The sequence below is a fragment of the Winogradskyella luteola genome (genome assembly GCF_019203985.1).
Taxonomy (GTDB): domain Bacteria; phylum Bacteroidota; class Bacteroidia; order Flavobacteriales; family Flavobacteriaceae; genus Winogradskyella; species Winogradskyella luteola.
Genome location: NZ_JAGSPD010000004.1, coordinates 1 through 23,901, shown reverse-complemented (window position 1 = coordinate 23,901; position 23,901 = coordinate 1). Strand labels below are relative to the sequence as shown.

Sequence of the window (23,901 nt, the reverse complement as noted above, 5' to 3'; positions counted from 1 at the left end):
AATGAAAAACCTCTACGTATTACTTGCACTTACTTTAATCTTTACTGGCTCAGTTATTAGCGCTCAAACAGAAGCTAAATTTGAGAATGTAGCTACCGCTTTCGAAGACTATTCTAATCCATATAGAGAAGTCGTGTATACACATGCCAATAAATCCATCTATATTAAAGGTGAAATGCTTGGGTTCAGTAGTTACGTACTAGAAAAGGATACACATCGTTTATCTAAATCTTCCAAGAATCTATATTGCGTCATTACGGATAGTAATGACAATATTATTAAGAGTAAATTAGTTAAGGTGACCAATGGATTTGCAAATAATGTATTTGATATTGATAGTTCTTTCTCCTCAGGTTATTACACATTTAAGACCTACACTAACTGGATGCGAAATTTTGATGAGAAAAATGCTTACATCCAGAGTTTTAGGGTTATAGACCCTGAAAAAGAAACACGAGACGAAACTCGAAGAATTGATAACGAACTTGATGTTCAGTTTTTACCCGAAGGAGGGCATCTTATAGATCAGATTAAAACAAATGTTGGTATCATTATAAAAAATGAATTAGGCTTTGGAGTTCCAAATGTTAACGGCACAGTGTACGATAAAAATGACAATGTAATTACACATTTTAAGACCAACGCCATGGGTATAGGTAGACTAGAGCTTAAACCAGATATGACCAACAGTTTTAAGGCAAAGCTAAATTACGCCAATAGGGATTTTACTTTTAATTTAGGCCCCATTAAACCCCAAGGCGTTTCAATAACCGTGAACAACTTTAGAAATAAGGAAGTTTTTTTAATGCTGTCCACTAATGACAAAACACTAAATCTCATTAAAAATAAAACCTACAAACTATCTATACATAACGGTAAATCTATAAAGGTAACGGATGTTAATTTCGAGGACAATGATGTATTAGTGCAGTTTGATCCTAAAAACCTGTACAGAGGTATAAATATTTTTACACTTTTTGATGATCAAAACCAACCTATTTTAGAACGTATGGTTTTTAATTACCAAGGTATGGAATTATCTAGATTGGGTACTCCAAGCATTGGCAAGATTAAAGATTCTGTTCATATCAGCATGAGAATTGACAAACAGATAAAAAATTTGGAAAATGTAAATATTAGCATCTCTGCATTGCCAAAAGGCACAAAATCCTATAATGGACACCATAATATAATTTCGCAAACGTATCTTCAACCTTATGTTAATGGGTATATAGAAAATGCCACCTATTACTTTAGTGACACAAATGAAAAAAAAGCCTTCGAATTAGATAATCTACTTATAACCCAAGGCTGGAGCAGCTACGATTGGAATGCCATTACCAACAATGAAATGAAAACAAATCATGTATTTGAAGATGGTATAGTAGTACAAGTAAACAATAACAATCCCAAAGATTCCAATTTCTTAATACATTCAATGGGAGAAGATGATGGCTTTGTCGCTAGTGTTGACAAAGACAACAACAGCTTTATACAACAAGGATTTTTCCCAACTGAAACCGAAAATTTAACCATTTCTGCCTTGGGTAACAATGGTAAGCTTAAAGTGCCTAATGTTTATGTGCAATATGCACCTTCCGAGATACCTGATTTCAGAAATAATTATGACGTCTTAAATCCAAAAGAACCTTTAATAACAGAATTTACCCTAAACACATACCTAACGCTAGACAAGCCCAATTTATCCAAAAATGTGCTCGACGAAGTGGTCATTAAAGCCAAAACCGATAGAGAAAGGAAAATACAAGGATTTACCAATAGTGCCTTTTATAACGTAACAGATGTTTTTGATGAAAATAGCCCTTACAAGAATCTGACATTAGCTAATTACCTAATCAGTAGAGGATTTAGAGCATACGAACAGCTAGGCCAACTTGTTGTCCAAATCCCGCAATCTACATCATTTGGTGCTAGTTCATCTGGCGTTGTTTTCTATGTAGACGATGTTCGCTTTACTGAAACAGATCATCTCATTAATTTTGATATGAGAACCGTAGACTACATAGCCATAAATCGTTATGGAATGGGCAATGGTTTATTAGATGGAATATCTCCCGTGATTAGAATTTACACAAAAATAGGGGATCAACCGACTAAACCCATAAAGCGTTACAAAGCCTATAAGTTTCCATTAAGTTTCTCTAAATCTAAAAAGTTCTACACCCCAAAATACAGCAGTTACAATAGTGATTTTTATTATAGCTTCGGTGTAATAGATTGGTTGCCAAACTGTAAAATTGATGAAAATGGATATCTAACATTCAAATTAAGCGATTTAACCAGTGATGTGACCCTATTTATTGAAGGAGTTACTGGAGATGGTCGTTTTTTGTCAACTAAAAAGACTCTAAATCTCGAGGATTTTAATTAAATGCTTAAAATAGCTTATCACAAAATTTATAAACACCCATTACCAAAAGGGCATCGTTTCCCGATGGAGAAATACGAATTACTGCCACAGCAACTACTCTATGAGGGTACCTGCAATGGCAATAATTTTTTTGAACCTGCCAAACCAAACGATAAACATATTTTGGCTGTTCATGAGCCAGAGTATTATTACGATTTAGTGAATATTACTTTAGATCAACGTGCTGCCAGAAAAATAGGTTTTCCTCTAAGTGAAGTCTTGGTTGAACGTGAGGTAATTATTGCCGATGGCACAATAAAATCTAGTGAATATGCTTTAAATAATGGTATTGCCATGAATATTGCTGGTGGGACACACCATGCTTATACCAATCGTGGTGAAGCTTTCTGCCTGCTAAATGACCAAGCCATTGGTGCACGTTACCTTCAAAATAGAGGGTTGGCAAAACATATTCTAATTGTAGACTTAGATGTTCATCAAGGAAACGGAACGGCAGAAATTTTTCAAAATGACGACTCCGTCTTTACATTTTCCATGCATGGCAAAAGCAACTATCCTTTTAAAAAAGAGCAAAGTGATTTAGATATTGCTTTGGAAGACAATACCAATGATGATATTTATATCTCTATTTTAAAAAATACATTACCAAAACTCATTGACGAGCAACAGCCCGATTTTATTTATTACCTCTGTGGTGTTGATGTCATTGCATCCGATAAATTAGGAAAACTAGGCCTAACCCTAGAAGGTTGTAAAGAACGTGACCGCTTTGTACTAAAGCAATGCAAAACAAACAGCATACCTGTTATGTGCAGTATGGGAGGTGGTTATTCACCAAATATAAAAGCCATAGTTAATGCACATGCCAATACATTTCGTTTGGCTCAAGAGATTTTCTTTTAAATGTATCACAGTCAAACATTCCTTAAAACTTTGTATCCAAACCAATGGCTTTCCACGTTTCTAACTCATTTAATAAATCTTCTGCATGGGCCTTAACAGCCTCGATAGAATCTTCACCCAACTGTAAACGTAAAGGTGTATGCTCTGCATTTATAGCTATATCAATAGCCTCAGCAGCTTTAGCAGGATTACCTTCTTGTGCACCGTCCATTTCTTTAGCAAAATCTCTTGTGCCACCAACAATAGCATCATAAGCTTCGATTTTTGGCATATGTTTTAATGCTGTCCCAGCAAATTCGGTGCGGAACGCCCCAGGTTCTACAATCATGGTTTTAATCCCAAAAGGTGCAACTTCTTGCGCCAGTGCTTCCGAAGCTCCTTCCAATGCAAATTTACTTGCTGAATAAGCACCAAAGCCACCAAAACTCATATTTCCACCCATACTACTCATATTTACTATAGCACCTTTACCCTGTTTACGTAAATGTGGCAAAGCTTCTTGAGTAACATTTACTGCACCAAAAAAATTGGTTTCCATTTGGTTGCGAAGTTCTTGCTCTGGTGTTTCTTCAAATGCACCTACGATACCGTAACCCGCATTATTGATTAATACATTTATTTGGCCTAATTCTGAAATGGTTTTTTCAATAGCTAATTTTACTTCATTACGATTGGTGACATCCATTTTTATAGGCAAAATCTGTTCTGGTGCCTGACTTGCCAATACCTCTAATTTCTCTTTACGTCTTGCTGTCGCAGCGACATAATAACCTTTGCTTACAGCATATTCAGTTAATGCTTTTCCAAATCCCGAGGATGCGCCTGTAATAAACCATACCGTTTTATTGTTTTGTGTTTTCATCTTTTTTAGTATTTATTGAGATTACGCCTTTAGGCAGATATTCTAGTTAATCTTAAACTTTATTTTAAATGCTTTTTGAAGAAATTAATCGCTTTTGCACTGGCTTCAGCAACTTTGTTTTCTTGATCGTAAAAATCAAAGTGATTGCCCTCTAACCAAACCAATTCTTTTTCACCTTGCAATTGTTCATGTACTTTTTTAGCATTATCTGGTAGTGCACTGTTATCTGAATGTATAATAATGGTAGGCGTTGTAATGTTTTCTGCCTTTGCAATCGGATCGAAACTTAACCAGGGCTCCCAACTCATTAATGAAAATTCATTTTTCCATTCGGCTACTCCACCACCGCGCTTATTGTCCATGTAATATTCCATTGGTCCAAAATGCGATGCCGTTTTATCAGTATTGCTATAGGCTAAAACAATAGTATTCTCACCCGTTTCTGCATAATGCTTTTTTGCCTCTTGCCCACTATTTATTAAGTGGTCTATATTTTCTTGACTTACATATAATAATGGTAATGTCTTTTCATCTGGAAACCATCCTGCAACAGTTGCTGTAGCTTTAAGACGTTTGTCTTCTGATGCCAAATACATCATATTTCCTGCTGATGTGCATATCCCAAATCCGCCAACGTTACTTATGTAGGGTAGAGTCAACAAATAACTTACCGCACTTTTTAAATCTCTGAGTTTGTTTTCCGGATCTTCATATTGTCTGGGTTGACCTTCACTTTCTCCAAAATGGCTATAATCAAAAGCTAAAGCGATAATACCGTTTTCTGCCATTTGCTTTGCATAACTACCGGCCATTTGCTCTTTTACAGAAGTTAACGAACCCCCAACAACAACAACTGCTGGATAAGTTTGTGACTCATCAAAGTTTTTGGGTAAATACAAATTGCCTGCAAGGTTTAACCCACCTGAATTAAAAGTTATGGTTTTCATAGTTTCTGTTTTTAAGTTAATATTCTGCGATTGCACTGCTATAAATGTGAAAAGTAATGCGATACTCATTAGTGTTTTTAAAGTTTTCATACCTGTTTTGTTTTTGTTTGATACAAAAGTATACACACACTAAGGCCATATAACTACAGATTTCAAAGCAAGACCTACAGAATTCAAAGACCGTTTAAAATTTTAGTTATAAAACACTTTGACTGTGCTCAGTAAGACATCAAAATCTTAACGATTTCTAAACTGGTTAGGTGTTAATTCTGTTTGCTTTTTGAAAAAATTAGTGAAGTGATTTGGGTAATTGTAATGTAACTGGAAAGCGATTTCTTTTACTGAAGCTGACGTATTTTTTAGTTTTGATTTTGCCAAAGAAAGCAAATGCTTATAGATTAACTCTGAAGCAGAATAATCTGTAATACGTTTTACAACAGCATTTAAATGGTTAGGATGAATAGCCAATTTACTAGCATAATACTGAACTTTATGAGGTTCGGCATTATCAAAAAACGTATCTGGATAAAAACTTATCTCTATTAAATTTTTAAAGCGACTTACTAAGGCAACGTCGTTGTCGCGTTGTTGAAAAGTCTGTTCAGTCTTGGTAACCTTCTGCTGAAATAAGCGTGCTACTTTGTGCAATAAAATCTGTGTGTGGTGGTAAACAACCTGTTGAGCATCCGAATGATTTGCTCTGTGCTCTGCAATAATAGATTCAAACGTCTTTACAAAGGTTTCTACATCCTGTTTATCCAATTCCAATGGAATTGTATTATCAATAAGTAGAAATGGAAAATCTATACTAATCTTTTTGTTTTTATTTTCGCTACGGTAAAACTCTTCAGAAAAAATGATGTAAAACCCCTCCCAATCTGGTGCAATATCCCACTGTAAAATTTGATATGGCGAATTAAAGAATACGGTTGCCTTTAAGTTTTTGGTAGAGAAATTACCTGTTTTTGCATAACCACTACCATCAAGTTTTAATGCAATGGCATAGAACTCGTGCTTAAAAGTTGGCATTTTGTGCCTAACCGTTTTCATGTTATCTTGAAACATACGTACATCAAAATGTTGCCATTTAGGTTCGGATATTCCAATACCTAGGCAATAGTCTTTTAATGTAGTAAAGTGTTGCATCCCTTTTTAAACAGAGGGTTATGCCGAATTACGACTTGCGTTAATATTACCAAACATAGCACGTGTTACCATTTTTGAAAATATTTCGAGCTGTGCTTCATCTTTAATTTCGGCTTTTTCTAGCTCTTGTATTTTTCTCAACGCATATTGCTGAATTGTTAACAGTGGCAATACAATAGATTCTCTTACCTCTATAGATGCTTTTCCTACGGGTTCGTTTTCCATTAAGGTTTCAAAACCCGATAGCTTTAAAATTAAGCGCTTGGAAGTTTTATACTCTTCAAAAATAAGATTCCAAAAATCACCATAGTCTTCATCTTCGGACATATACTTAGTTAAATCAAAGAACGATTTGGTTAGGGACATCATACTATTGCTAATCAATGCGTTAAAAAATTTCGATTCGTTATACAGCTTTTGAACCTTTTCAAACTCACCGTTATCTTCGTAAACTTTAAGTGCCGTACCTACACCGAAAAAGCCAGGTACGTTTTGTTTCAGTTGCGTCCAACTGCCAACAAACGGAATTGCTCTTAAATCTGAAAACACCAACTCTGTAGATTTTCCTCTTTTAGATGGACGACTGCCAATATTCGTTTTGGCATAATACTTAAGCGTACTCATATTTTGAAGATAGCTCAGAAACTTAGGATGCTTTTTAAAATCTACATAAGCTTGATAACTCAAGTCTGCCAAATGATTCATAACCACCTTGTTTTCAGCAGACATTTCTTTATTCTTGTAATTTAAGCGGTTAGAAATCCCAGAACTTATAAGTTGTTCCATATTATATTGTGAGGAATCCAACGTTCCAAAATTAGAGCTTATGGTTTGTCCTTGAATGGTCAGTTGAATTTCCTTGTCTTCAATAGTTGGCCCTAAAGAAGAGTAAAATTGATGCGTTTTTCCACCACCACGTGCTGGTGGGCCACCACGTCCATCAAAGAATATGACATCAATATCATATTGTCTTGATAATGTTGTTAGAGCCTCTTTTGCTTTAAAAATCGCCCAATTGGCCATAAGGTAACCGCCATCTTTTGTACCGTCACTAAAGCCTAACATAATGGTTTGTCTATTACCTCGCGCTTTAAGATGGTCTCGATAATTTGAGTTGGTGTATAAGTCTTCCATCACTTGTGGAGCATTCTCCAAGTCTGGAACCGTTTCAAATAAGGGTACGACATCGGCCGTAAGACCATCATGAAATGCTACAACCCTAAGCATAGCAAACAACTGTAGCACGTTTAATGTCGTTTGGTTATTGCTTATAATGTAGCGGTTACAAGCAATTTCACCATTTTCGTCTTGTATGGATTTCATCACCTTTATAGTGTTTACAATATCTATAGCCAATTCATCTTTAAGTTCAATATCACTTATCGGCCCTTTAACTTCGGATAAATACTGAAGTTGTGCCTCTAAGTTTAGATCAAAGAAATTTTCTGGAAATAGGTCGCTACCATTTGCTATCAGTTCTCCTACCAAAGCTCTAAACATAGCATCGTGTACACGACTGTCTTGTCTTATATCTAAACTCGCAAAATGATAGCCAAACAAAGTCGTTTTATTAATTAAGCTCGTTACCTTATCCACGTAAAGCGATTGATGATTTGCAATAAGAAGCGTCCTAATAGTTTTTAATTCTTGAATAAATTCTTCTAATGGTAGTTGGTTGTCCACTTTTAATAAAATGTTGTGTAATCTATGGTTTAGATCTATAATGCGTTCTCTAATCCCTTTAAATGTTAAACGTCTACGAAGATATTTAACATCCTTAATGTACTTTTTTACAATGGATTCCTTGAGCTTTTTTGCTACACTACTTGTAATTTCTGGTGTTACAAAGGGATTACCATCACGGTCACCACCAGGCCAAAATCCGATATTAAGTATTGGGTTTTCTATTTCGCGATCATCGAAAATATTTTGCTGAGCGTAATCGTAAATGTTACCAAACGAATGATAGAACACATTCTTTAGATACCATACCAAGTTTATTGCTTCGTCATAAGGTGTAGGCTTTCTGTCCTTAAAAAATGGTGTCTTCCCCAACTGGGCAAGTAAACTGTTGATTTCTTGTAGATTATCGACTTTTACCGCTTCAGCCAAATCTGTAATTATACCGAGTACTGCGCCAGGATAAAACTGCGTTGGGTGCGCAGTGAGTACTATTCTAACTTTAAAATGCTCGAGATATTCTTGAAGTAACTCTTTTTTATTTTCGGCTTGGGCATTTTCCTTTAAGCTTCTCAAAGAGCCTATTCCGTCCATATTATTAACCGTAGAAAAGGAAGCATCTTCAACAGCATCGAATAAAACTACTTGACGTTCTATATACTGAATGAAACGAAATAACAAATTAATTTGACTTTGGGGCGAGCGCCTTGCTTGGTATTTCTTAAAGAATGTATCTACTATTTCAGTAGGATTATTACCAGCTTGGAACCCATATTTACAGGTTTCAAAAAATAGTGGCAATAGTGCTACGGTCTTGGATATAGTATCGAAAGGTAGGTTCATAAAAATCCCATTATAGATTTGGTATTTTTGAAGAACTTCAGTGTTGAATCTTTTTAATTTAGGCTTTGTGGACATTTCATAAAATTTAAGCTTAAAAATACTAAAGCTAACTTAGATTAAATATGAATTAATGGTTAAATTTTAATACCATGTTAAAGCGTCCTAAAAATGAAGTAATTACTTATTATCTTTGATAAAAATTTAGATATATTATGTTATCAAAAACAATTGAAGCTGCATTAAACAAACAAATACGAATAGAAGCTGAATCTTCTCAGGCCTATTTAGCAATGGCCGTCTGGGCAGAAGTAAAAGGCTTAGAAGGTATTTCTAACTTTATGTACGACCAATCTGATGAGGAGCGCGAACATATGTTAAAGTTGGTAAAGTTTGTAAACGAACGTGGTGGACATGCACATATATCTGAACTTAATGCACCAAACGTAACCTTTAATTCTTTCAAGGAAATGTTTGAAAAACTTTTAGCGCACGAAATTTTTGTTTCCGAAAGCATTAATGAATTGGTACACATTTCGCTACAAGAAAAAGATTACGCATCGCACAATTTCTTACAATGGTATGTTGCTGAGCAAATCGAAGAAGAAGCCGTTGCAAGAACCATCTTAGACAAGGTAAATATGATTGGTGACGATAAAGGCGGATTGTATTTATTTGATCGCGATATACAACAACTCACGGTAAGTTCTGCAGCAGATACACCTGCCGAATAAAAATCCTTAAAAGCTAGACAACTAAAAACCGGTATTTTCAAAATAGATTTACCGGTTTTTTCATTTTCTGGACTTATCTAAATGTTAAATTTTATTTAGAATAAATAAAAATAATTATTTTTGCGACATTGTTTAAAAAACGATGGGCAAAAAAAAGAAAGATAAAAAGCTTAAAAAAGAACGTATAAAAGTTCTCAAAACTTCTGGCTTTGATGCTTTAGGTAAGGTAAAGTCTAAATGCTGTAAGAAGTATAAAAAGGCCGAACATAAACGCTGCAAGAAATGCCCATGTTTTGATCTTCTAAAAAAAGTAGCTTAATATTTTCAGGTTATTTGTAATGTTTACCTTAGTAACTAGACTAAGTTGAACATGACACGCACTTTCAAGGAATTTTCTACTGATGCCCTTTTTAAAATTGGTTACGATACGGATTTAAAATCTTTTTTAAAACCTCAACAGGTCGAGTTTTACACATTTATCTGGTCGAGTTCCGAACCCATAGAACTTATAATTGACAGTGTTCCTTTAACGCTACAGCCTAATAGTATCTTGGCTTTAACTCCCATTCAATATTTGCAATATATAAAGGGTGAAGATGCAATCGTTTATCAATTTAACAGAGAGTTTTACTGTATTAAAGACCATGATCAAGAAGTAAGTTGTGTTGGTATTTTATTGTTTGGAAATACCAATATTCCCATAATACACCTCGATACTAAAGAACAACAAAAGTTTAAAACCCTTCACGAAGTATTTATAGATGAACTAGAAACCCAAGACAATATCCAAGCAGAAATGCTTCGTATGTTAATGGCTAGGTTTATCATTAAAAGCACACGACTTTTAAAAGCCAAAGAAGGTGTTGCTGAAACACCTAAAAGCTCTAAAGTAGATTTATTGAGGTCTTTCAATTTTTTGGTGGAACAACATTTTAAAAAAGAACATAGCGTTTCCTTTTACGCAGATCAATTGTTTAAATCGCCTAAAACCCTATCCAATAATTTTGCTAAGCTTAACAGAAGTCCACTACAAATCATCCATCAGCGTATTGTACTAGAAGCTAAGCGGCTTTTAACCTATACAGACAAAACTGCTAAGGAGATTGCATACGAAGTCGGTTTTGATGATGCTTCTCACCTCAGCCGATTATTCAAAAAATATACGTCGCAGTCACCTTCTGAGTTTAAAAAAGGAATAAAATCACTCGGTTAGGAAAAATTGACAAGCCTTAGGGTAATTTCTTCATTTTACGGCATCTACTTCCGCGCCATCTTTGCACTGTAATACTAAAACAATTAAAGATGACATTAAAAAACAAATCGATATTCAATCTTATTGAAATATTTAGAAGTAGTCCAAAACGTATCATAAATACGATTATTCCGAAAACGCATTGTGAGCATAAGCATATTCACGATTATTATTGCGATGCTGAAAAACCTCATATCGGTTAAAAGGAAAAAATGACAAGTCTTAGGGAATTATAATCATTTTATAGAACTCCAATCGGTCGCAACTTTGTACCAACAAAATTCATGCTGAATCCATTTCGGTAATTCAAATAAACAATAACAAAACTCTGAAATCAAATTCAGAATAAAAACTAAAAATTATGAACACATTTAATGTACCAACAAGAGAAAAAGTAAGTGCTAACAACCAAGCCATTTTCGATAATCTAAACAAAGGTTTAGGTTTTGTGCCAAACTTATATGCAACATATGCACATAGTGATACCGCATTAGAAAACTACTTAAACTTTGCCAATGCCAAAACATCATTATCCGCTAAGGAAAAAGAGGTGGTGAACCTAGCCGTGAGTGAAGTAAACCACTGTATCTATTGTTTGTCAGCACATACTGCAATAGGAAAAATCAATGGCTTTACAGATGAACAAATCTTGGAGTTAAGAGCTGGGTACTCTTCAGTGAACACCAAATTAGATGCTTTAGCAAAATTGGCTAAAAACATTACTGAAAATAGAGGAAAGACCGACCAAGCTGTTTTAGACAATTTCTTCAACGCTGGTTATACCAAAGGCAATTTAATTGATACTATTTCTTTAGTAGGAGACAAAACCATATCTAACTATATACATAGTACAACACGAGTTCCTGTTGATTTCCCAATAGCGCAACCCTTAGAATTAGAAACTGTATAATAATAATTAACAAACCATAAATTTTAAAATCATGAAAAGAATCATTTCAATATTGGTGATCGCATTATCCTTCACGTTAACCGGTAATGCCCAAGATAGCATGAAAAAGGATGCTATGATGAAAGACACAAAAACAACCATTGTTTCTTTAGAGCAGACTAAAGGCGAGTTCACTCAAAAGGAAATCACTTTAAAAGAAGGCAATTACATCTTTGAAATTGCTAACAACAATGTAGGGCATCAGGTAGGATTTGTCCTGGCACCAAAATCTAACCCAGATGCACATATTAAAACAGCATATGTAACAAAAGCTGTAGATAATAACTCAAAGGAAAAATCTAATGTAACGACATTGGCTAAAGGCGAATATGTCTACTTCTGCCCTATGAATCCGACACCTCAATATACCTTGATTGTTGAGTAGACCCAAAATAAAATTCTATATAATTGGCTCTAAAATACGATTCTGTATTTTAGAGCCAATTATATCTATGTTGGTTTATTTGCCCAATATTAAAAGTTCGCAGCAAACCACTTCGGTTGTGTAACGCTTAATACCATCCTTATCTTCCCAAGAGCGTGTGACCAGTTTACCCTCTATAGCAATCTCTTTTCCTTTAGTAACATACTTCTCTACTATCTCAGCCGTCTTGTTCCAGGCTACTAGATTATGCCAGTGGGTTTGGGTTACACGTTATATGAGTTTATTATACAAAATTCCAATACTTTAAAAATGCGAGGTGACAAATAATTGATGTTCCATAAACCGCAAGGAAAATTCTAGTACAGAATGTTCCTGTTTTATTTTTATATATTTTCATTAAAACACCAAAATATAATAGCATTAGAGGTATGAGTAAATAAGCAAATGTTGTAGCTACAGCAAATGTTTTTGGTACACCAAATAAAAACTCTGATCTATACTGAAAAAGATAGTAGACACCTTTAATAGAATGGAAAATGATACTCGAAGAAATTACAATAATTATAATGTATATATAATTTGGAAGTTTATATTTTAATAAAAAGTTCTTTTTCTTCAGTCTTAATAACTTAAATACAAATGCCAGTAATGAAAATAAAAATCCGGAGATGATTACCATTACATTAATTGGGTATTGCTCATTAAAAAAACTTGAATTGTTAAATGGCCCCAATTTCTCATAACTTGTTGGTACAGAAAGTCCATTAATATTAACACTTCTGTACATAGATAAGTTTCCAGAGTTATCTTTCTTAAACACTAAATACGATTCCGGTATATCAGCACATTGAAAAATACCATCGTGGACTTGAGCATAATCATGCCAATTGTCATTGTGAAATAAACTTAGCGAGTCCTTCGTTGCATTTACGTATAACTGTATTTCACCTGTAAAAAGTGTAGCGGCCTTTTCAATAGTTTTACGATTATAGCGTTTATCTCTATAACTACCGGAAAAAATTTTTGCGTTTGTTTTTTTTATACTCGATTTAACCTGAGAGTTATTTTGATAATGAATATCAAATAAAGATTTAAAAAAATACTCACCAAACTCATCGCTATTCGTATTCTCAACAAGGAATACTGCAAAATCATTGGATTTAATTAATATACCAGATAACATACCTGGTAACATACCACCTTTAGCCCAAGACTCATTTCCATTGATGTTTTGCTGTTCCATGCCCAAAGAATATCCATTAAGTATCTTATGATTTGTAAATTGCTGACTGTACAACAAATCCCATGAACTTGAATTCAATAAAGTAACGTCTTGCTTAAATAAAGCTCTAATAAATTTCCCCATATCTAGAGAATTAGACACTAAACTTCCTGCTGGTATCGCATGCCTTGGAAATATTGTGGTTGGCTTAAACTTATCGTCTAACTTATTGTAGGGAATAGCATAATTAGATATTTCACTATAGTTATCTGGAAAATCTAAAGATGAATTTGACATACCAAGTGGCTTAAATATAGAATCTTTGATATACCTTTTAAAGTTTATCCCTGTGGTTTTTTCAATAATAAAGCCCGCAAGCGCATATGAATAATTTGAATAAATGATTTCTGTACCAACAGGCTGAAAAATATCTGGATAATAGTCTATGACGAATTTCTGAAGACTTAATACATCTTTAGAGTTTTTTGACATATACCCAATATTAACATCATTGAAGCTACAAGTATGAGTTAACAAGCAGCGCAATGAGATAATTCCCTTTTTATTAGTTAACGTTTTAAAATCTATATATTCTGAAATATCAGCATCGAGATCTAGAACTCCTAAATCTACTTGTTGTAATACAGCTATTACTGTTAAAATCTTACCTATAGACCCCAGTTGAAACAAAGTATTCTCAGAAACAGAGATATCTTTTTCTATGTTAGCTCTACCATAATTGAAATACAACAATGAATCATTTTGAAAAACCACTGCACTTGCACCAGGATACATATCACTTTGATAACCGTTTGCCAACAAGGAATCTATGGTGTGGTACAATGAGGTTTTGCTTCTCGAAGAATTTTTTGTTTGCTGACAAAACAGGTTGCAAGTTATCAAAACCAACAAAAAAGACGTTAAGATAAATTTCATATGCATTTATTTGAGTAGAAAATCAAAAAAGTCATTTTAATTAAATATGCTTCAAAAAATCTACTATTACATCCATAAATTTTGAATCTTGTTTTTTCCATTTCCAATAGCTGTTTGGCCATTGCCAGTCTTCCCCTATGAATTTAGCATATGTTATCATATCATGAGGAGAATCTGGGATAACGACTACTTTGTAATTTACATTTGCCTTTTTTAAATAGCTTTTCATATTAGCCTCATTTTCTTTTGGTGGTACTAATGGGTCAATTTCACCTAATATACTTAAGACAGGAATCTGTAAATTCTCTAAGTCATTTTTTGGATTATAATTATTAGATATAAACCAATTCATGCTCTCAGGAGATTTAGGGATTTTAATATAGCCTTTCCAATTTTTATTTTGAACATTTGTAATTTGTCTTGTTAAGATTTTCCAATTTTTTTTAGTTGGTTTTTCTGCATAATTAAAATAAGTCCTTGCGTATGCTAAAGCAGAATCTATTGATTTTTGCTTCCATTCATCAATTTTCATACTATATTTAATTCTATGCAAATCTTGTTCGTAAACAGAAACGGCTGGCCCTACATTTAAGATTAAAAAATCTGCTAGCTCTTTCTCAGATTGCGCAATGGTAGATATCCAGCCACCTTGAGATGTTCCTAATAATCCTATTCGCTCTATGTTTAAATCTTTTCTCGTTTTTAGATAACTTAAAGCAGAATTGGCATCTTTAGCTAAAATGCTAAGTGAAGCACCCGCAAGTACTCCTTTAGACTTACCTGTGCCACGTTTGTCGTAAAAAAGGACACCTATACCATTGTCTGCCAATTTGTGAGCAAAAGAAATATAATAGTATGTATTTCTATCTTGATTACCAGATCCATGAACTAAAACGACATATTTTGGGTTTGGATGTTTTTTACTATCAGGTATATATAATGTGCCACAAAGCTCAATATCCTCATTCTTGAATTTTATGGATTCTGATAAATAGGTTTTTTTGATTGGTGTGGCTTTTTTTAAATGAATTTTAATTTTCGGATTCCATTTGACACTTAATCCCAATATGGATTTATTATTGTCTTTTAGTTTGGCATCAAAATCCCCATAATAAAATTTGAAAGAGATATCTTCATTGTCAATAGAAATATTTTCAACAGGTACATCGTATAGTCCGCATTCAGGAATTTCATAAGTAGCTTTTTGATTGCCGCTATCTAGAAAAAAATTAAAACTTACAACTTGTATGGAACCTTCTCTATTTACTGCTCCATCGTATCTTCCTTCAATACCCTGGGAATACGATATTGTGATAGTGAATAGTAAGAAATAAAATACTCTCATTTTAATTAGAAATTTAATTTACTTAATGTTTATTTTGGTGCCACAGGTGCAATTGAAGTATTTTCAGAGAGCACAATAATTGTAAACAATATTATTATTGACAAAATAATTAGTAGGATTATTGTCGTTAGCCCTTTGCTTTTTCCTTTATTATTTTGCTTCAAATCGTATTGTTCTATAGTAGCTTTATATCTATAACCTTTTTTTACAACTGTTTCTATTTCGCGATTATTTTTATCATCATCATTTAACAACTTTCTTAAGTTAGAAATTGCTTGGTTTAATGCATCATCTGCACCTCCATAATTCTGCCAGACTTTTTCAATTAGCTCTTTCCTTGTGACTAGATTTGGACTTTTCTTAATTAAAATTTCCAAAACCTTGGCCACCCTGTCTTCAATCTTTATAATGTCAGATTTTTTATTGGCCATATCTTTTAGTTCATTAGTTGAAAAATCAATAATGAATTTATTGTTAATTATATATTGCATCTTGTTATTCACTATGTAAAAGTATTTTTTATTTTATGTTTTTTATTGCTACTAGAAAAAACGTAGAAATTATAAAGGTTGTTCAAGACACTAAATTTGCTTAATAGAATGGTTGTAAACCTCTATTATTTTTTTAAGCATAAATTTTACATCCTTTTTTTTGCGATTAGGATTGCCAAAGAATATTCTCATATAAACTTTGTTATTTAATCTAGTTCCTGTAAAAAATATAGACCTATTCTCTTTTATAAGTTTTAAGGATAAAATGTTTAATCTCTCAGTTTGAGTTTCGTTTAAATTTTCTGAGATAAACCTAAAGCATAATATAGATAACTCGGATTCTGGATGGATTTCTACAAAATCTAAAATCTTTAGTTTTTTTGACAAATAATTAATTAAAAAAATATCATTTTCAATGAATTGAGAAATTTGATCTGCACCATAGTATTTTAAAGTAAGCCATATTTTTAAAGCTCTGAATTCTTTTGTGAGCTCAATGGTTTGATCTGATATCATTCTTTGCTCGCTAGAAAAGTCATCTAAATAATCAGGAGTGAAATTTATTGCTATAGGTATTTTTTTTAATAGTAGACAGCTTGCCTCAAAAGGTACATACATCCATTTATGTGGATTAACTGTAATTGAATCTGCAAAAGAGGCTCCATGAAAACGTGCCCTAAGCTTCTTAAGTCGTATTGCTGGTAGACCATAGGCTCCATCTATATGAAACCAGGTATTATATTTATTTGAAATCTTCGATAATTCTAATAAATTATCAATGGCACCAGTATTTGTTGTCCCAGCATTACCAATAATGATCAGTGGAGTATAGCCAGATGCTTTATCACTTTTAATTCTTTTTTCTAATTCTTCAGTATTTACTTTATAGCTTTTGTCTGTACTTATTTTTACTAAACTGTTTCTTCCCAAACCTAAGAAGACCATAGCTCTCTCAACACTCGAGTGTGTCTGGTCTGAGGAATAAACTTTTATTTTATCGCTTGGAATGCCATTGTATTCTCTATTGGGATATGCGTTGGCTAAGGAAAAATGTATTGCTAATAAATTAGACATTGATCCACCTGTGGTTAACATACCGTGATTAAAATTCGGTAGAAGTATAAACTCAGATATCCATTTAACCACCAATTTTTCTAACTCTGATGTAATTGGCGAATTTATCCATTTAAGGCCGTTTTGATTATAGTAACCTTTAATGAATTCTGCTATAGCTCCGATCTCAGTGCTACTTCCTGTTATATATGCTGCATAGTTTGGGCTAGTATTTTGGTTTAGTAAAGGTATTATTTGATGCTTAAAGTCATTTATCAAACTATCATAATCCAAAGGTCTTTTTGGTAGTTGTTTATTTATCTGGTTTATTAATTTATTAAGATCTTTACTATGGGTAATTTCACAATTAGTGCTTTTTATATCTAAAATATCAATAGCCTTTAAGAGCTTATCCTTAATTGATTTCATTATATTTTATAATGTCTTTATAGTTAACGAAATATAATCATAATTTGTATGCTAGATATATCAATCAAGTCCATTTAGTTACTCAATAGAATAAAAAAACATTTACAATAGGATTCGATACTAAAATTTGCTGTAACACTTCAAAAATCATTACGGAAATGGCGATTTACAAAAGTTAAGTTAGTGTAGATGCTATAGAACCTATTCGACATATTATATTATTTCATTTAGACTTTCAAACTAAAGAGAAATTAAATGATAGCACATGACAACGCTTATAATTAATTGTTGTGCAAGTCGATTAAGGCAAAAGAAAATCTTGCTTTTACTAAAATATGATTAGTGCAGAATGTTTCTAAACATTCTGCACTAATCAATACGAACATGTTAAACGCAATACTAAAAAGGTTGAAAAATAATCATTTTAATACTCTTCACCTTAAATATCATTATTTACCTAACATTAACAACTCATTAACAACCACTTCTGTGGTGTAACGTTTCATGCCATCTTTACCTTCCCACATTCGTGTAGTTAACTTCCCTTCTATAGCAATCTCTTTTCCTTTAGTAACATACTTCTCCACTATCTCAGCCGTCTTGTTCCAGGCTACTAGATTATGCCATTGTGTATCGGTTACTTTTTCACCCTGGGCATTTTTATAACTTTCGTTAGTGGCGATTGAAAATTTTGCCAAGGTTTTGCCACTTTCTAAATTGATAATTTCTGGGTCATTTCCTAAGTTACCAATCAACTGTACTTTGTTTCTTAATGTGTTCATGTGTTTTAAATTTTAATGATTAAACAGTTAATACTATCGAGTTCTTATGTTTCGACATGGCAAATATTGTAAGCTTGGCAAATTTTAATCGGTAATTACCCGTTTACATTCGTTTGTAAGTATTTGTAAACGTTTGAAAACGTCTAAATATTTGTTATCATGGGCATCTATATACAATTTACCACAAGTATTTAAAGAAAATCTAATAAACGAAAAAACTCGTTTTTTTTAACATGAAGTACGCAATTCATTTAACCGTCTTTCCCTTGCCACCGATTCGGCAATTCGAGATTGGGCATCCTGCCTACCATCCAAGGTATAATTAAACTATTGCAGTCAATGAACTATTTTTTGTCCTTGTCCTCTTTAGGTTTAGGAACAGACACTTTTAGAACGTCATCTAATGTGCCCTTTATTTTTAAGCTGTCCTCTTGGACTGGCTTTTTGTCCTGTTTTTTTGTCATAAAACAAAGATAGTCAATGTATTTGATAAAAAAATATATATTAGCTCTACCCTTAATTAATATCATAAAGACTAATAGCTAATTTTTTGGCAATATTTATTAATTAGGTTATATGAAAGATTCTGTTATCGCTTACAAAATTGCGGGTACGTTACTTGTATCTGCTATTATATGCTACTTTCTTGCAATTGTCGGGTTGAGAATAGCACACATAGGTAATATTTTAATTATATCTGCTGTTGTTGTAGGGTTGGTTGGGTTAATAATTCAAATGTGGGAAAGTGACTAAAAGCTCAAACTATTTAGTAAGAGCTTTATAACTTAGTGTACTTTCGCTATCGACTAAAAACTTTTCAAATCGCTCTTGACTAGATAGTCTTCTAGTATTAAAACGTGCGCTATATTCGTCTAAATAACGCTCTAAATGCTTATCACTTACTTGGTGGTAGATACCGTATAAACCACGCTTTAAAACTGACCAAAAGTTCTCTATTGTATTAGTATGTACTTGACCCTCAACATAAATATTAAGTGCGTGCTTAACATTGTCATGCGTATAGAATCGCTTTAGTTGATTGTATGCTGGTGCTTCATCAGAATATATTGTTGCATCTTGCGGTACATGCGTCGTCACAAAATCCACCATATTTTGAGTAGTTTCTCCTGTAACATGTCTTAAAGCTACTTTACCGTCTCTCTCGATAATACCTATAACAACTTTCTTAGGCTTATATGGTTTCCCCTCGTTTGTTACGTTTTTATCGGTTTGAGAACGTCTTTTGTGCAAATGCTTATTACGTTCTTTACCACCGATATATGTTGCATCGGTTTCTACCATTTTATTCTTGCCCAACATTTGCGGTGCTTTGTCCTTTAGCATTTCTCTAATTCTGTGAAGCACATGCCATGCAGATTTTTGCGTAATACCTAAATCTAAAGCCAATTGTACCGAACTAATACCTTTCTTGTGTGTAGTAGCCAAAAAGATAGCCGCAAACCATATTCTAAGCGGAATATTAGAATTGTGAAAGATAGTTCCAGTAGTAACCGTAAAATCCTTTTTACAGTCCTTATCGCTACATCTAAAACCTCTTTTGGTTCTATATGCTTTAACACATCCACAATGAGGACACGCAACATCATCTCCCCAACGGATCTGCTCATAATATTCTTTACAAGTACTCTCTTCTTTAAAATAATCCAAAAGCTGTGGTAGTGATTTGAAATTCATCAGTTGTTAGTTTGATACATACAAATATATTCGATTATTTTTGTATATACAAACAATTATGCAATTATTTTCGAGTTTTTTTGTAGTTTTGTGATATGACTACTTATAAAGAACAGCAAGAAAACAAAATGTCCTACGTCTTATTGAAAGATTGTGAGGTCTTGGGTACTTTCGGCAACCTTAGAAAGGTTTGTGATTTTATGGAGGGTAAAGACTTTCCCAGTTATTGGACGCTTGTTAGAAAAAAAGAAAATCCTTTAGTAATTGAAGATTACAAAATACATAAGGTAAAACATTATTGATACAAATAATATCGAATATTTTTGCGGTATTTTTATTATATTTGCAAAAATAAAGGGATAGCACCACCCATCCCTAGAATTTCTTATATATGATAATTTTTTTGCTTATGTAACAATAACGCAAATATAGCGTTTTTTGTCTTAACCCAAAAACCAAATGAGAGATTCAGATATAAGAAGAATACTTCGTGATACTACACTTAAAAAATTTATTTTAGATTCAGATTCTAAAGTAGTTGATGAACTTAATTTGCCTGTAACTCAATCTAGAATTGATATCGCCGTTGTAAATGGACATTTACATGGTTATGAGATTAAAAGCTCAAGAGATACGCTTAATAGACTTCCTCATCAAATAGAAGGCTACACAAAAGTATTTGATTATTTAACTGTTGTAACCGAAAATAAACATTACGAAAAAATATTAGAAATATTACCTGATTGGGTAGGATTAGATATTTGTGTAAAAACATCAAGCGGTTACAAGATAAAGACTGTTCGTAAATCCTATTACAACCGTAATAAAGACGGCTTTTTTCTTGCAAAATTACTATGGAGAGAAGAAATAGAGAATATACTCAAGAACAACAACATATCTTATAGTAAAAGAAATAATGTTTGGAAATTAAGTGAAACCCTTGGAAATAATATACCTATAACCAAATTAAGCAAGATAATCAGTGAAACCCTAAAAAAACGAGAAAATTGGAAAATTAAAGGATACTATGCATAAGTGTTATATGATGATTTTGACTGAACTGTACCCAATTTGTAGTATTTCCTGATTTAGACTTTTCGTCCTCATAATCTTGCAAACTTATTTCATAATATTTTAAATCCCCCCAGCTAAAATCCCTACCTGAATAGCTAGGGTTAGAAACCAAATTTTGACAATGCTTAATATACTGTCTATGCCCTAACTCGTGGTTTCCAGTTAAAACCCCTCTATATATTATATACTCATCATTACAAGAATATTTTAGGCTTATTGTACCTGCAAAAGACACATCTAAAAACAAAGCAGATTTCAACCCATAATCACCGTACTTAACGTTTTGCAATTCTTTATCTTTTAAAATTAAGTTCCAAGAGTCTAATTCGTATCGTTTTATTCTTCGTTCAGGAGGAGAAACCTCAAAATCACTCAAATTCTCTGGAAAAGAACTAGATGAAACTACTATATCAACCCAACTTTCAATAGAATGACTTAAACCCCTAATTGCTGATATAGCTTTTTCGGTTGAACTTTTATAATTGTCAAACCTTATTTCTTCTAAATCCAATAACAAAACAATATCTCGGTAAGTTAAGTTGTATTCATTACTAATCTTTTTAATTTCATTATTGTAATCGTAAAATCCATCAATAGTAACTGATGCTCTTAAACATATCTTACAATTGTAATTTTTAACTAAGTCTTTGACAATTTCTTTATAAATACTCGAACTCCCTTTTTGAACGGAAAGAACGATGTTTACACCTGATTTTATTAAGAAAATAAGCATAGTTCTTATCTTATCTTTATGTATATCCCATTTTTTGAATAAAGAAAAGTCCATAATTATTTGATTATTGAAAAAACTCCAATGTGTTACAAAAAATCGCTCTAGATCTTCTTTATATATAAAACCACCTCCTTCTTTTTTAGGCTTTATTATAGAATTTTCGATAACCTCTATGATTGGAGACACTTCATCTTTAACCTTTTGTTCGAGATGCTGTAATGCTACTATCTCCCCTTTTTTTGAAACTAAAATTGGATAATATTTCTTCATAATTTGGCATTATTTTTGTACATTTATATTATAGTGAGTTGGACGTATGTCCCGCCGCTGGGAGGCTGTAAATTATTTAATGATTTACAGCTTCACCGTTTTTATGGAAAATGTTTTAATCCATAGCCTTTTACTATTCCAAATCTATTTCGGTATAGTTTATTTTTAAACAATTCATATGTAGGTTGGTTTTTTTCAGGTGATAATATTCTTCTAGCAATTGGATAGGCACAAAGATCCGCTAATTGTAGCCCATTAATGTTTTGAGTTTTTCCTCTAAAAAATAATGTAGGGTGACATACTTGAAAATCGCTTGTAGATTTATAATCCGTTCCGAACCTATGTATTCTAGTATAAGATTTTTTTAAACTTCTATCTTTTCTTTCACCACGCTTCTCTAAACAAAAGTGTAAAGTGTTGTTCTTATGACCTTTTCCAATTAAAGACATTGAACGTTCACATAAAAACTTTAAAGACTGCTCATATGCAAAATTTTCATCTGGATAACGCTTTTTATATTCTTCTTTGTGTACTATACTAGCTATTACTTTATATGAATGTTTAGTAAATATTAATTCTATATCTTTATAAAACGCAGATAATACATTATTGTCTTGAAAAATTTTAAAAGCACCAATGTTTTTTCTCATTTCGTAAGAATGTAAAATGATATTTTCATCTCCAAAATGTTTTATTTTCAACTTCTTTAAATTCTCATCAAATACTTTATAATGATCTTCTCTAAAGATTACACCACATAAAACAAAAATGTTGAATCTTGGGTCAACATTTATAACATTAGCCTCTCCTGATTCATCAATAAAAACGTAGTATCTCATGTAACGAACTAGAAGTTCAAATTTATCACATGTTAAAAAGTAAGGGTTAAGAGTGCCTAAATTAATTGTGATTCCATAATACATAATTGATGAATTAACCCTTTATCAGTTCAAAGTGACAACTAAACTCTACCTTATACCTAATAAGAAACGACCACTAAATAAAAAAGCACCTCTTGAGGGAAGTGCTTTTAGTTAGTTATCGGTAAGGGTAAAAATTGAGCCAGTTACTTAGGTATTAACTAAAAGTAAACCCTAAATTACTTTCATGTGCTAATGTAGGAAAAATAATAAATTCACGCAAAGGCTTTTTGTTTTTTTGTTTATCTTGTGGTAAATTGTATATAGATGCCTTATCATTGAGGTTTGTTATATTTTAGTGGTAATTAATGAATATGCGTATATATACGTGTTGTAGCACATTTGACCCAATAACGATATGAAACTAATTTTCGGAATTTTATTCTCATTTATAATTTCAATACAAGTATTTTGTCAAGATGGAAATGACAAAAGTATGCTTTTGATTAGTACAAAGTATCACGGAGAAAAATGTGAATATGTGGCATTTCGAGTGTCTAATCGTAAAATAAATATTGATAGATGTTACGACTTAAATAGTGAAAAATTCAATCCTACTGAAACAATTGATTTATTAGACGAAACGTTTATCAGAAAAATTTATCGTAAATCAACTAAAGAATTACTTGCTTATGAAAATGAGATTAACGAAATCAATTATTGTGACTATATGGCACCTATTACAATACTAATATCTGAGAATGATAAAAATACTAAGATAGAATTGAAAGGGATAAGAAATTGTCACCCTAAATCAATGAAAGTTTTGATTGAAGGTCTTGAAAAAACATTCGAAAAATATAAATAAAAACGTGCTACAACAATGAACTAAGCTAAAATGCAAGAGAATTTTAGTTTATC

Annotated in this window: 23 protein-coding genes and 1 pseudogene; 11 read left to right on the top strand and 13 right to left on the bottom strand. The window is 32.5% G+C overall.

From position 1 onward, the window contains the following. Nucleotide 1: 1 nt before the first annotated feature. Both KCG49_RS05815 and KCG49_RS05810 read left to right on the top strand, forming a co-directional pair. Complete coding sequence (locus KCG49_RS05815; RefSeq protein ID WP_218545265.1) at nucleotides 2–2,392, top strand: hypothetical protein; 2,391 nt, start codon at nucleotides 2–4, stop codon at nucleotides 2,390–2,392. Next, nucleotides 2,393–3,295 carry a histone deacetylase family protein gene (locus KCG49_RS05810; RefSeq protein WP_218545264.1) on the top strand — a complete coding sequence of 301 codons (903 nt, stop codon included), beginning with the start codon at nucleotides 2,393–2,395 and terminating at the stop codon, nucleotides 3,293–3,295. 22 nt (nucleotides 3,296–3,317) lie between these two features. On the opposite strand, the gene KCG49_RS05805 is transcribed toward KCG49_RS05810, so the two are convergent. From KCG49_RS05805 to KCG49_RS05790, 4 genes are all read right to left on the bottom strand, one after another. Beyond that, nucleotides 3,318–4,157, bottom strand: a complete 840-nt coding sequence (locus tag KCG49_RS05805) for an oxidoreductase (RefSeq protein WP_218545263.1) — start codon at nucleotides 4,155–4,157, stop codon at nucleotides 3,318–3,320. Nucleotides 4,158–4,216: 59 nt separating this feature from the next. Beyond that, on the bottom strand, nucleotides 4,217–5,194 hold the full coding sequence (locus tag KCG49_RS05800; protein WP_218545262.1) for an alpha/beta hydrolase: 978 nt from the start codon (nucleotides 5,192–5,194) through the stop codon (nucleotides 4,217–4,219). Nucleotides 5,195–5,341: 147 nt separating this feature from the next. After that, nucleotides 5,342–6,250 carry a helix-turn-helix domain-containing protein gene (locus KCG49_RS05795; RefSeq protein ID WP_218545261.1) on the bottom strand — a complete coding sequence of 303 codons (909 nt, stop codon included), beginning with the start codon at nucleotides 6,248–6,250 and terminating at the stop codon, nucleotides 5,342–5,344. 18 nt (nucleotides 6,251–6,268) lie between these two features. After that, nucleotides 6,269–8,848, bottom strand: a complete 2,580-nt coding sequence (locus tag KCG49_RS05790; protein WP_218545260.1) for a phosphoenolpyruvate carboxylase — start codon at nucleotides 8,846–8,848, stop codon at nucleotides 6,269–6,271. 137 nt (nucleotides 8,849–8,985) lie between these two features. On the opposite strand from KCG49_RS05790, the gene KCG49_RS05785 reads away from it, so the two are divergent. The 6 genes from KCG49_RS05785 to KCG49_RS05760 all read left to right on the top strand — a co-directional run bounded on the left by KCG49_RS05785 (nucleotide 8,986) and on the right by KCG49_RS05760 (nucleotide 12,090). Beyond that, entirely contained in the window at nucleotides 8,986–9,504 is a 519-nt protein-coding gene (locus tag KCG49_RS05785) for a ferritin (RefSeq protein ID WP_218545259.1), read from the top strand. Nucleotides 9,505–9,646: 142 nt separating this feature from the next. Next, nucleotides 9,647–9,823, top strand: coding sequence for a hypothetical protein (locus KCG49_RS05780; RefSeq protein WP_218545258.1), 177 nt, complete (start codon nucleotides 9,647–9,649; stop codon nucleotides 9,821–9,823). 51 nt (nucleotides 9,824–9,874) lie between these two features. Further along, nucleotides 9,875–10,717, top strand: a complete 843-nt coding sequence (locus KCG49_RS05775; protein WP_218545257.1) for a helix-turn-helix domain-containing protein — start codon at nucleotides 9,875–9,877, stop codon at nucleotides 10,715–10,717. Nucleotides 10,718–10,806: 89 nt separating this feature from the next. After that, entirely contained in the window at nucleotides 10,807–10,959 is a 153-nt protein-coding gene (locus KCG49_RS05770) for a hypothetical protein (RefSeq protein ID WP_218545256.1), read from the top strand. A gap of 158 nt (nucleotides 10,960–11,117) precedes the next feature. Beyond that, entirely contained in the window at nucleotides 11,118–11,666 is a 549-nt protein-coding gene (locus KCG49_RS05765) for a carboxymuconolactone decarboxylase family protein (protein ID WP_218545255.1), read from the top strand. A gap of 31 nt (nucleotides 11,667–11,697) precedes the next feature. Beyond that, on the top strand, nucleotides 11,698–12,090 hold the full coding sequence (locus KCG49_RS05760; RefSeq protein ID WP_218545254.1) for a cupredoxin domain-containing protein: 393 nt from the start codon (nucleotides 11,698–11,700) through the stop codon (nucleotides 12,088–12,090). A gap of 75 nt (nucleotides 12,091–12,165) precedes the next feature. On the opposite strand, the pseudogene KCG49_RS05755 reads toward KCG49_RS05760, so the two are convergent. From KCG49_RS05755 to KCG49_RS05725, 7 genes and pseudogenes are all read right to left on the bottom strand, one after another. Next, nucleotides 12,166–12,360: pseudogene (locus tag KCG49_RS05755) on the bottom strand (single-stranded DNA-binding protein); the annotation flags it as partial. A 13-nt stretch (nucleotides 12,361–12,373) separates the two neighbouring features. Beyond that, the gene (locus tag KCG49_RS05750) at nucleotides 12,374–14,248 is read right to left on the bottom strand and encodes a serine hydrolase domain-containing protein (RefSeq protein WP_218545253.1); all 1,875 of its coding nucleotides are present in this window, start codon (nucleotides 14,246–14,248) and stop codon (nucleotides 12,374–12,376) included. A gap of 40 nt (nucleotides 14,249–14,288) precedes the next feature. Further along, complete coding sequence (locus KCG49_RS05745) at nucleotides 14,289–15,593, bottom strand: alpha/beta hydrolase family protein (protein WP_218545252.1); 1,305 nt, start codon at nucleotides 15,591–15,593, stop codon at nucleotides 14,289–14,291. Between the two features lie 29 nt (nucleotides 15,594–15,622). Further along, nucleotides 15,623–16,024: a winged helix-turn-helix domain-containing protein gene (locus KCG49_RS05740; protein ID WP_218545251.1), complete on the bottom strand. Its 402-nt coding sequence runs from the start codon at nucleotides 16,022–16,024 to the stop codon at nucleotides 15,623–15,625. Nucleotides 16,025–16,174: 150 nt separating this feature from the next. After that, on the bottom strand, nucleotides 16,175–17,566 hold the full coding sequence (locus KCG49_RS05735) for a pyridoxal phosphate-dependent decarboxylase family protein (RefSeq protein WP_218545250.1): 1,392 nt from the start codon (nucleotides 17,564–17,566) through the stop codon (nucleotides 16,175–16,177). Nucleotides 17,567–18,015: 449 nt separating this feature from the next. Then, entirely contained in the window at nucleotides 18,016–18,348 is a 333-nt protein-coding gene (locus KCG49_RS05730; protein WP_218545249.1) for a single-stranded DNA-binding protein, read from the bottom strand. Nucleotides 18,349–19,110: 762 nt separating this feature from the next. Then, nucleotides 19,111–20,043, bottom strand: coding sequence for an IS1595 family transposase (locus tag KCG49_RS05725; RefSeq protein WP_218545248.1), 933 nt, complete (start codon nucleotides 20,041–20,043; stop codon nucleotides 19,111–19,113). A gap of 95 nt (nucleotides 20,044–20,138) precedes the next feature. Between KCG49_RS05725 and KCG49_RS05720 the strand changes: the two genes are divergently transcribed. Continuing rightward, nucleotides 20,139–20,345 carry a hypothetical protein gene (locus tag KCG49_RS05720; protein WP_218545247.1) on the top strand — a complete coding sequence of 69 codons (207 nt, stop codon included), beginning with the start codon at nucleotides 20,139–20,141 and terminating at the stop codon, nucleotides 20,343–20,345. Between the two features lie 157 nt (nucleotides 20,346–20,502). Then, nucleotides 20,503–21,078 carry a sce7726 family protein gene (locus KCG49_RS05715; RefSeq protein ID WP_218545246.1) on the top strand — a complete coding sequence of 192 codons (576 nt, stop codon included), beginning with the start codon at nucleotides 20,503–20,505 and terminating at the stop codon, nucleotides 21,076–21,078. Here KCG49_RS05715 and KCG49_RS05710 read toward each other — a convergent pair. Both KCG49_RS05710 and KCG49_RS05705 read right to left on the bottom strand, forming a co-directional pair. Further along, nucleotides 21,059–22,120: a beta family protein gene (locus tag KCG49_RS05710; protein WP_218545245.1), complete on the bottom strand. Its 1,062-nt coding sequence runs from the start codon at nucleotides 22,118–22,120 to the stop codon at nucleotides 21,059–21,061. The two genes, KCG49_RS05715 and KCG49_RS05710, sit on opposite strands and share 20 nt — an antisense overlap. Before the next feature lie 101 nt (nucleotides 22,121–22,221). Further along, a complete protein-coding gene (locus KCG49_RS05705; protein ID WP_218545244.1) occupies nucleotides 22,222–23,043 on the bottom strand; it encodes a DUF3800 domain-containing protein in 822 nt (273 codons plus the stop codon). A 355-nt stretch (nucleotides 23,044–23,398) separates the two neighbouring features. Between KCG49_RS05705 and KCG49_RS05700 the strand changes: the two genes are divergently transcribed. After that, the gene (locus KCG49_RS05700; protein ID WP_218545243.1) at nucleotides 23,399–23,848 is read left to right on the top strand and encodes a hypothetical protein; all 450 of its coding nucleotides are present in this window, start codon (nucleotides 23,399–23,401) and stop codon (nucleotides 23,846–23,848) included. The last annotated feature ends 53 nt before the right edge of the window (nucleotides 23,849–23,901 follow it).